The 478-nt window shown below is 61.3% G+C and carries 1 protein-coding gene; it reads right to left on the bottom strand.

What is annotated here, in order from left to right; genetic code table 11:
• The coding region (locus R5H29_RS01230) for a hypothetical protein (RefSeq protein WP_332328600.1) at positions 1 to 371 on the bottom strand (371 nt) is incomplete at its 3' end.
• Positions 372 to 478 lie beyond the last annotated feature (107 nt).

Raw genomic sequence — 478 nt, 5'->3', positions numbered from 1 at the left:
CTTTTCACCGGCCCGTCGGAAACAACTTCCTTCCAAGTCTCGTCAAGGTTCGGGCTAACGAGCGCAATCCCCATTTCGCCGGCCGCCAACGCGGTCTTGCCATCCAGGCTGATTGCAACGCTCCGGAGCGGCGCCATATTCCATGCGGCTCCCGCCGCAAGGCTGATCGCATCACTCCGGAGCGGCGCAATCCTCGATGCGACTTGCGCCGCCGAGCTTACTTGTCCTTCTACCAATCGAACTAAAGTGCCATCGTCACCGACCGCAAGAATGGTCTTGCCGTCCGGACTGATTGCAACAGCGTAGAGGTTGGCTTCGGTTCCAGAGTTGGCCGCGATCCAGCTTGCCCCACCGTCCTCACTACGGAGCACTGCGCCACCACGACCCACTGCAAGCACCGTCCTACCGTCGGGACCGATGGCGACGGCTCTTAGGTCGGTTGGAATTACCGGAAGCCGTGCGAACCCGTTCACCTCCC

Source organism: Stenotrophomonas sp. A3_2, assembly GCF_036624925.1.
Lineage (GTDB): Bacteria > Pseudomonadota > Gammaproteobacteria > Xanthomonadales > Xanthomonadaceae > Stenotrophomonas > Stenotrophomonas hibiscicola.
This window is presented reverse-complemented; position numbering and strand designations above follow the sequence as displayed.